Below are 6665 nucleotides of genomic sequence, written 5' to 3' on the forward strand. Positions count from 1 at the left end.
TCGTCATTCTCTGCTCCCTAATCATTTGCGTTTGAAGGGGTCGGGACTAGCAGAGTTCCCACCTAAAGGCTTGTGCAAATTTCCGGGGCCACTTCAAGGAGAGGAAGTTTATGAACGCAAAAAAATTAGGCCTTACTCTTGTCTTATCTGTGATGCTTTCGGCCGGAGTGGCTGTGGCCGAAGATGACATCACCCTCCAGAAAAGTGTCATTGACACCCTGCGCTATGCCCCGCGTCTGGAAATGATCAAACACAACCGTGAAGCGGTGGGGCATGACTTGGACAAGTCCAAGGGCCGCTGGTATCCCAAACTCGACATTCGTGGCGGTGTCGGTGTGGATTCCTACAACGCTGAGCGTGACGTTCCAGACGAAGGCGATTGGATGAATCGTGGTGAGATTACCGCGACCTTGAGTCAGCGTCTTTATGACGGTGGCGAGGCTTCCAGCCAGATTCGTCTGGATGAAAGACGCGCAGCTTCCCTGGACTACCGCGTTTTCGACAACGCCGAGTCCCTGGCTCTGGATGCTGTCATCGCCAACCTCGAAGTGTATCGCCAGCGCGAACTGCTCTTCTTGGCAGAAGAGAACGCCAAGGCCCACCGCGACATCCTGTCTTCCCTCAAGGAGCGCGAGGAGGCCGGTGCAGGCAGTGTGGCGGACGTGACCCAGACCCAGGCCCGCCTGTTCATGGCCCAGGCCTCCATCGAGAAGACCCGCTCCGCCCTGCAGGCGGCTTTGAATGAATACCAGCGCCTGACCGGCGTGCTGCCCGGCAAGATCGCCGTTGATCCCTATCCGCAGGACCTCATCCCCGCTTCCCTGGACGATATGACCGCCCAGGCCATCGGCAACAATCCCAAGATCAACGCCGCCGGTGAAGACGTCAACGCCGAGGCCGAGCGCATCAACATCGCCAAGGCAAATTACCATCCCTATGTGTATTTTGAGCTGTCCTCCGCCTATTCCGACGGCGTAGAGAATCAGGAAACTTGGGAGCGCACTGACGCTGCCATGGTCCGTTTCAACTGGAATCTGTTCAACGGCGGTTCCGACGTAGCCGGTCACAAGGCCACCAAGGCTCGCAAGCGCCAGGCCGAAGCCGACAAGTCCGACCTGACCCTGGCGGTCGAAAACGAAACCAAGACCACGTGGGCGCAGTACAAGTCCTCCCTGAACGAGGTGAAGGAATACACCTCTGCTGTACAGTACAACCGCAACACCAAGGAAATCTACCTGGAGCAGTTCGGCGTGGCACAGCGCAGCTTGCTCGACGTGCTCGACTCCGAGAACGAAGTGTTCCAGTCTTCCAGCCAGCTGGTCACCTCCAGCGTGAACGAGCAGATCGCGGCTTACAAGCTCATGGCCCTTTCCGGCAACCTGATCTCCGCTCTTGGCGTTGATCCGGCTCTCTACAAGGACCCTGCGGCCCAGGCTGAGTAATGGCCGATTGATTCGAGGCGAAGGCCGACTTCGCCCCGATTTGATTCCCAAGCCCTTGCCGGAAAACTTCGGCAAGGGTTTTTTGCTTCACGCATAAAATTCCATGGACAGTGTTACTTGGCCGCGCTAGGTAGCGAATGGCTTGTAGGCGGACTGCGCAGTCCGTCGCATCGGCAAGGGAAATGTTTTTTCAAATGCATTTTAAGGAGCAGAAATGCTTGCAGATTTTGGAAAGAGACTGGTTCTGGGCCTGATTGCCGCCGCATGCGTGGTGGGAGTGCATGCAGCCATGGTTTTTTCCTCGGTGGGATAATTCCGCCGCGAATGGCCTGATCCCGGGCCACGTGCCAAGACAACCTGCGTTACAAGAACGCCCCTGACGACCCTGTGCTTCTGCGCGGGGTCTTTGTTTTGCTGAAGACTGGCGCGTTGCTGCCGTCAGGGCAGGTTGTGGTGGTCTGGATGCCTTCTGGTGTGCAGAACTCTCAGGATGTGCAGATCTGTGATCCCGGCTTTGTAGATGATGACAAACGGCAGCTTTGGGAGGCTGAGTTGCCTGGTTCCCTGGATTCGCCCCGGGGGCGCCGAGCCGGGAAAGAGGGCAAGTTGTTCCACGGCCTTGAAGATTGTGTTGGCCAGCTTTTCGGCCTTGGTGGGATCGTCCTCCAGGGCGTGCCTGGTGGCTTCGAGGAGGTCCTGTCTGGCTGGGGAGGTCCACTTAATCGACAGCAACGCCCAGGCCCCGCACGGCGTTCTTGACTTCGTCGTGAGGCACGAGATCGCCTGCCTCGGCGGCGAGAAGCCCTTGGCGCACTTCCTCCATAAACCAGACTTCATACTCCAAATATCTGGTCACCGCGTCGTTGATGATCCAGGAGCGCGGGCGTCCCAGGGTTTTGGCAACCTGATCGAGCAGGGCAAGCGTGTCCTGTTCGAATCTGACTGTTGTGGTTTTTTGCATGTGGCCTCCGGTATTCACCAAGAATACACTTGCCTACGTTCAAATACAGGCGCGGTCAACCGGGCCGCCGGAACATCGAGCCGGAGCCATTTTCTACGGCAATCCGAGGTTTCTCGATGTCATCTGTGCGCCATGATTCTCCGGGTTTTACGGTCATTAAAGGCCTTGACGTCATATGAGTGGTGGTTATCATAACCACCGTGGGTAGCGCTGAACTTATCAAGAAGCTGGAAGCTGACGGGTGGCTGTTTCGCAGGGCCAGGGGGAGCCACCATGTGTACGTGCATCCCGAAAAGCCTGGGCATGTGGTTGTGCCGCACCCGCGAAAGGATTTGGGAAAAGGGCTGGCGCATCAGATCATGAATGCCGCCGGTCTCAACTAGGGAGGAAGCATGAAATTCGTCATCGCCATAGAGCCGGGTACCGAGACCACCGCGTACGGTGTGGTTGTGCCTGATCTTCCGGGCTGTTTTTCTGCGGGTGATACCCTGGAAGAAGCCATGGACAACGCTCGGGAGGCCATTGATTTGTGGTGCGAGGCCGCCATCGAGGCCGGTCGCGATATCCCGGTCTTGAAATCCATAGCCGAGCATCAGGCCCGGCCGGAGTTCGACGGCTGGATTTGGGCTGCGGTCGAAGCGCCTGTTGAACGGTATTTCGGCCCGGCGGCCAAGCTCAATATCACTCTTCCAAAGCTTCTGCTGGCCAAGATCGACGCCTACGCCGCCAACCATGGAATGAGTCGTTCCGGTTTCCTGGCCGAGGCCGCAAGGAAGGCCATGCGCTAGGAGCCTGGAAGCCCATTGCGCAAGACGCCCGCTTTCGATTGGAAGCGGGCGTTTTTTACTGGTGAAGTTGCCGATGGGTCACGTCGAAGTTTTTTCCAGAGGCCATGTTCCGTCCCGGTGTCATCCCTGTGCGGACGAAGGACCCACGGTTCTCATGCATGTCCATAGTGCTTTGCGTTACTGGTGTGGCGCCCAAAAAAGGTCCGGGGCGGCAGGGCATGGCCCTGCCGCCCCGGTGGAGGGGAGGTTGATCGAGGGAAAACGTTTTTAAAGGGCCATGCCGACCTGATAAATGCTCACGGATATGCCATAGGCCAGGATCGTATTGAAACCCACCGAAAAGGCGGCCCATTTCCAGCCGATCTCCCGGCCGATGACGGCCACGGTCACGAAGCAGGGCGCGTAGAGCAGCACAAAGGCGATGAGGCTGACAGCCACCCACATGTTCCAGGCCGGATCGGTGCGCAGCTTCTCGGACAGGCCGGTGCTCTCCTCCGGATCGACTTCGCCGAGGGAGTAGGCGGTGCCAAGGCTTGAGACGATGACTTCCTTGGCTGCGAAGCCTCCCAGAAGGGCGATGTTGGTGCGCCAGTCGAATCCGGCGGGCTTGGAGACGGGCTCAAGAGCCGTGCCGACCATACCGGCCAGCGAAGAGCGCAGTGCTTCCTGGGCTTCGGCGTTGTCGATGACGGCCAGGGCTTCTTCCATGGCTGCGTCGCTCTCCCAGGTCATGGCCTCGATGCCGGCGCGTTCGTTTGCGAAGCGTGCGGTCTGCTCCTCGGACGGGCCGGGAAAGGTCATGGCCGCCCAGAGCAGGATGGAGATGGCCAGGATCACGGTGCCGGCCTTCTTGATGTACTGCCAGACCCGCTCCCAAGTGTGCAGGCACATGCCTTTCAAGGTGGGCATGCGGTACGGCGGCAGTTCCATGACAAAAGGCGTGGCCTCGCCCTTGATGACGGTGGAGCGCAGGATGCGGGCCGAGACAAGGGCCATGACCCATCCGCCAAGGGTGATCCAGAACAGCGCGCTGGCGCCGGCTCCCGGGAAAAAGGCGGCGGCCAGAAGCAGGAAGACGGGTACCTTGGCTCCGCAGCTAAGGAAGGGCGCGGTCAGGACGGTTGCGATCTTTTCCTTGGGGCTGCGCAGGGTGCGTGCCGCCATTACGCCGGGCACGGCGCAGCCGCCGGGTATGCCGCCGGAGATGATGAAGGGCATGACCGAGCAGCCGTGCAGCCCGAAGATGCGGAAGACGCGGTCGAGCATGTAGGCCATGCGCGCCATGTACCCGGAATCCTCCAGGAAGGAGAGAAAGAAGAACATGATCATGATCAGCGGCGTGAAGCCGAGTACGCCGCCCACACCGTCAATGATGCCGGATACGATGAGCGAGCTGAGCAGGCCTTCGGGCAGGATGGCGGTGGCCGTTTCGCTGAGCCAGCCGAACAGCGCCTCCACCCAGCCCATGGGCACTTCACCCAGCGTGAAGGTCAGCTCGAACATCAGATAGATGATGGCGAACATGAGAAAAGGTCCGGCCAGACGATTGGTCAGCACCATGTCCAGTTTGTCGGTGATGTCGAAGCGGGCCTGGGTCGTGGGCCGTGTGACCACTCCGTCTTTCAGGAGCCCGGTGATGAACCCGTAACGGTAGTCGGCGATGAGGCATTCGGGCTCGGTGTTCAGGGTCTTGCGACAATGCTCGGCCAGGGTGCCGGTCAGTTCCAGCAGGCGCGAGTGCACATCCGGGAAGGATTCGCCCAAGGCCAGGACTTCGGCATCGTTTTCCAGATACTTGAGACCGAGCCAGCGGGATGGATAGCGGCCATCGAGAAAATTCGAGGACTCGATCAGTTCCTGCATGGCGTTGAGAGTCTCGTCGAGGTCGTGACCGTAGGAGATGCGAAGTTCCCTTCGCGCGGGGCGACGTTCGAGCATGGCCGTTCGCGCCTCCTGCAGAAGATTTTCGCGGCCCTCGCCGGTTCTCGCCACCATTTCGAGGATAGGGGTGCCTAGAAGCTTGGAGAGACGCCCCTTGTCGATGCTGACGCCTTTGCGCCGGACCTCGTCCATCATGTTCAGCGCCACGATGACCGGAGTGCCAAGCTCCAGGATTTGCAGTACAAGATAGAGGGAGCGTTCCAGATTGGTCGCGTCCAGCACCGCCACCACGGCGTCGGGATTTTTCTCGATCAGAAAATTGCGCGCAACCAGTTCGTCCTGGGTGTAGGCGGTCAGGGAGTAGGTTCCCGGCAGGTCGACCACGGTGATGTCGAGCTCTTCGATCTTGAGACGGCCTTCGCGTTTTTCGACGGTGATGCCGGGGTAGTTGCCCACGTGCTGCCTGGCGCCGGTCAGGTTGTTGAACAGGGTCGTCTTTCCGGAATTGGGGTTGCCCATCAGGGCCATGGTGGCGTTCATTGACGGTTTTCTCCGCTGTTGTTCACGTTGACCATGATCAGGTCGGCTTCATTGTTGCGCAGGGTCAGGGTAAAATCGCGCAGGCGCAGGGCCACCGGGTCTTTTAGCGGCGCGCGGCCCACGATGGTGACCTGTGTCCCGGGTACAAGCCCCATGTCGCGAATGCGTCTGCCAAGCTCGCCAGAGGCGCTGATGGAATCGATGATGCCGGACTGATCGGCCTGCATGGACCTGAGGGTAATGGTTGAATTCATGGCGGCTCCGAGTTAGTTGTGTCTAATCATGTGTGTAAAAAAATACCTCTTTGCAGAGGAATGACGGCGAGGAGGATTTTGAAAATCAGCTTTTTTTGGAACGGCAGTCTCCAAGCGGTTTGGGTTCAAGGTTGTTGGAACAACCCGAACAGCCGCAGCATGGGTCGCTTTTCCTGAAGTGTCGTCGCAGCAGGTAGATTGCCGCAATGGCTATCACGCCAAGGGTGATGAAAAGATCAAGATTCATAACGTCTCCGGAATTGTTTGTCGTGGTGAACTTATTATGCGGGCGGATGGGTGGAAGTCAATAAAAAAATTAGTCGTGGTGAATTATTTTTTGGGGTGAAATGTGATTCGTGGTGGGCGGGGTCAAAATTAATCCGGTCGTGGTTGTGACGAATGTACCGTAGGGGCAGACCTGCGTGTCTGCCCTTTCCCGCGATGCCGGGCGGTCACGCAGGGCGGAATGCCGGGCGTTTACGCAGGACCAAGGCAGGGCGGTCACGCAGGACCGCCCCTACGGTAGATGCGGGTTTGGTTAACGTAGACGTGGTGGGCGGGGTCGTAATTATTTCGGTCGTGGTTGTAACGAATGTACCGTAGGGGCAGACCTGCGTGTCTGCCCATTCCCGCGATGCAGGGCGGCCACGTAGGACCAAAGGCAGGGCGGTCACGCAGGACCGCCCCTACGGGGGGCGGGTCGTAATATTAATCCGAGCATAAAATAGTTAACATTCGTGGAAGAATTGTGTACATTCGGATCCATGCAAACCACCGATGCACGCAAGCTTCCGCCCAA

Annotated in this window: 8 protein-coding genes; 3 read left to right on the forward strand and 5 right to left on the reverse strand. The window is 58.6% G+C overall.

All coding sequences use genetic code 11. The features are described from left to right. Positions 1–110 precede the first annotated feature (110 nt). Positions 111–1442, forward strand: coding sequence for a TolC family outer membrane protein (locus H4684_RS20100; RefSeq protein WP_192625119.1), 1332 nt, complete (start codon positions 111–113; stop codon positions 1440–1442). 438 nt (positions 1443–1880) lie between these two features. Here H4684_RS20100 and H4684_RS20105 read toward each other — a convergent pair whose 3' ends face one another. Further along, positions 1881–2174 carry a type II toxin-antitoxin system RelE/ParE family toxin gene (locus tag H4684_RS20105; protein WP_192625120.1) on the reverse strand — a complete coding sequence of 98 codons (294 nt, stop codon included), beginning with the start codon at positions 2172–2174 and terminating at the stop codon, positions 1881–1883. Then, entirely contained in the window at positions 2161–2403 is a 243-nt protein-coding gene (locus H4684_RS20110) for a CopG family ribbon-helix-helix protein (protein ID WP_192625121.1), read from the reverse strand. Before H4684_RS20110 ends, H4684_RS20105 begins: the two co-directional genes overlap by 14 nt. Before the next feature lie 200 nt (positions 2404–2603). On the opposite strand from H4684_RS20110, the gene H4684_RS20115 reads away from it, so the two are divergent. Both H4684_RS20115 and H4684_RS20120 read left to right on the forward strand, forming a co-directional pair. Next, on the forward strand, positions 2604–2786 hold the full coding sequence (locus H4684_RS20115) for a type II toxin-antitoxin system HicA family toxin (RefSeq protein ID WP_192625122.1): 183 nt from the start codon (positions 2604–2606) through the stop codon (positions 2784–2786). 9 nt (positions 2787–2795) lie between these two features. Next, positions 2796–3191, forward strand: a complete 396-nt coding sequence (locus H4684_RS20120) for a type II toxin-antitoxin system HicB family antitoxin (RefSeq protein WP_192625123.1) — start codon at positions 2796–2798, stop codon at positions 3189–3191. Positions 3192–3458: 267 nt separating this feature from the next. On the opposite strand, the gene feoB is transcribed toward H4684_RS20120, so the two are convergent. The 3 genes from feoB to H4684_RS20135 form a co-directional block, all read right to left on the reverse strand. Next, on the reverse strand, positions 3459–5612 hold the full coding sequence (gene feoB, locus H4684_RS20125; RefSeq protein WP_192625124.1) for a ferrous iron transport protein B: 2154 nt from the start codon (positions 5610–5612) through the stop codon (positions 3459–3461). Further along, a complete protein-coding gene (locus H4684_RS20130) occupies positions 5609–5866 on the reverse strand; it encodes a FeoA family protein (RefSeq protein WP_092189392.1) in 258 nt (85 codons plus the stop codon). Before H4684_RS20130 ends, feoB begins: the two co-directional genes overlap by 4 nt. Positions 5867–5951: 85 nt before the next feature. Next, positions 5952–6113, reverse strand: a complete 162-nt coding sequence (locus H4684_RS20135; RefSeq protein WP_092189390.1) for a FeoB-associated Cys-rich membrane protein — start codon at positions 6111–6113, stop codon at positions 5952–5954. Positions 6114–6665 lie beyond the last annotated feature (552 nt).

The sequence above is a fragment of the Desulfomicrobium macestii genome, assembly GCF_014873765.1.
GTDB lineage: Bacteria > Desulfobacterota > Desulfovibrionia > Desulfovibrionales > Desulfomicrobiaceae > Desulfomicrobium > Desulfomicrobium macestii.

What these genes read in the sequence shown, in the direction of transcription:
- H4684_RS20135 (WP_092189390.1), bottom strand. Translation starts at nt 6,113, where the DNA reads ATGAATCTTGATCTTTTCATCACCCTTGGCGTGATAGCCATTGCGGCA.
- feoB (WP_192625124.1), bottom strand. Translation starts at nt 5,612, where the DNA reads ATGAACGCCACCATGGCCCTGATGGGCAACCCCAATTCCGGAAAGACG.
- H4684_RS20100 (WP_192625119.1), top strand. Translation starts at nt 111, where the DNA reads ATGAACGCAAAAAAATTAGGCCTTACTCTTGTCTTATCTGTGATGCTT.
- H4684_RS20130 (WP_092189392.1), bottom strand. Translation starts at nt 5,866, where the DNA reads ATGAATTCAACCATTACCCTCAGGTCCATGCAGGCCGATCAGTCCGGC.
- H4684_RS20120 (WP_192625123.1), top strand. Translation starts at nt 2,796, where the DNA reads ATGAAATTCGTCATCGCCATAGAGCCGGGTACCGAGACCACCGCGTAC.
- H4684_RS20110 (WP_192625121.1), bottom strand. Translation starts at nt 2,403, where the DNA reads ATGCAAAAAACCACAACAGTCAGATTCGAACAGGACACGCTTGCCCTG.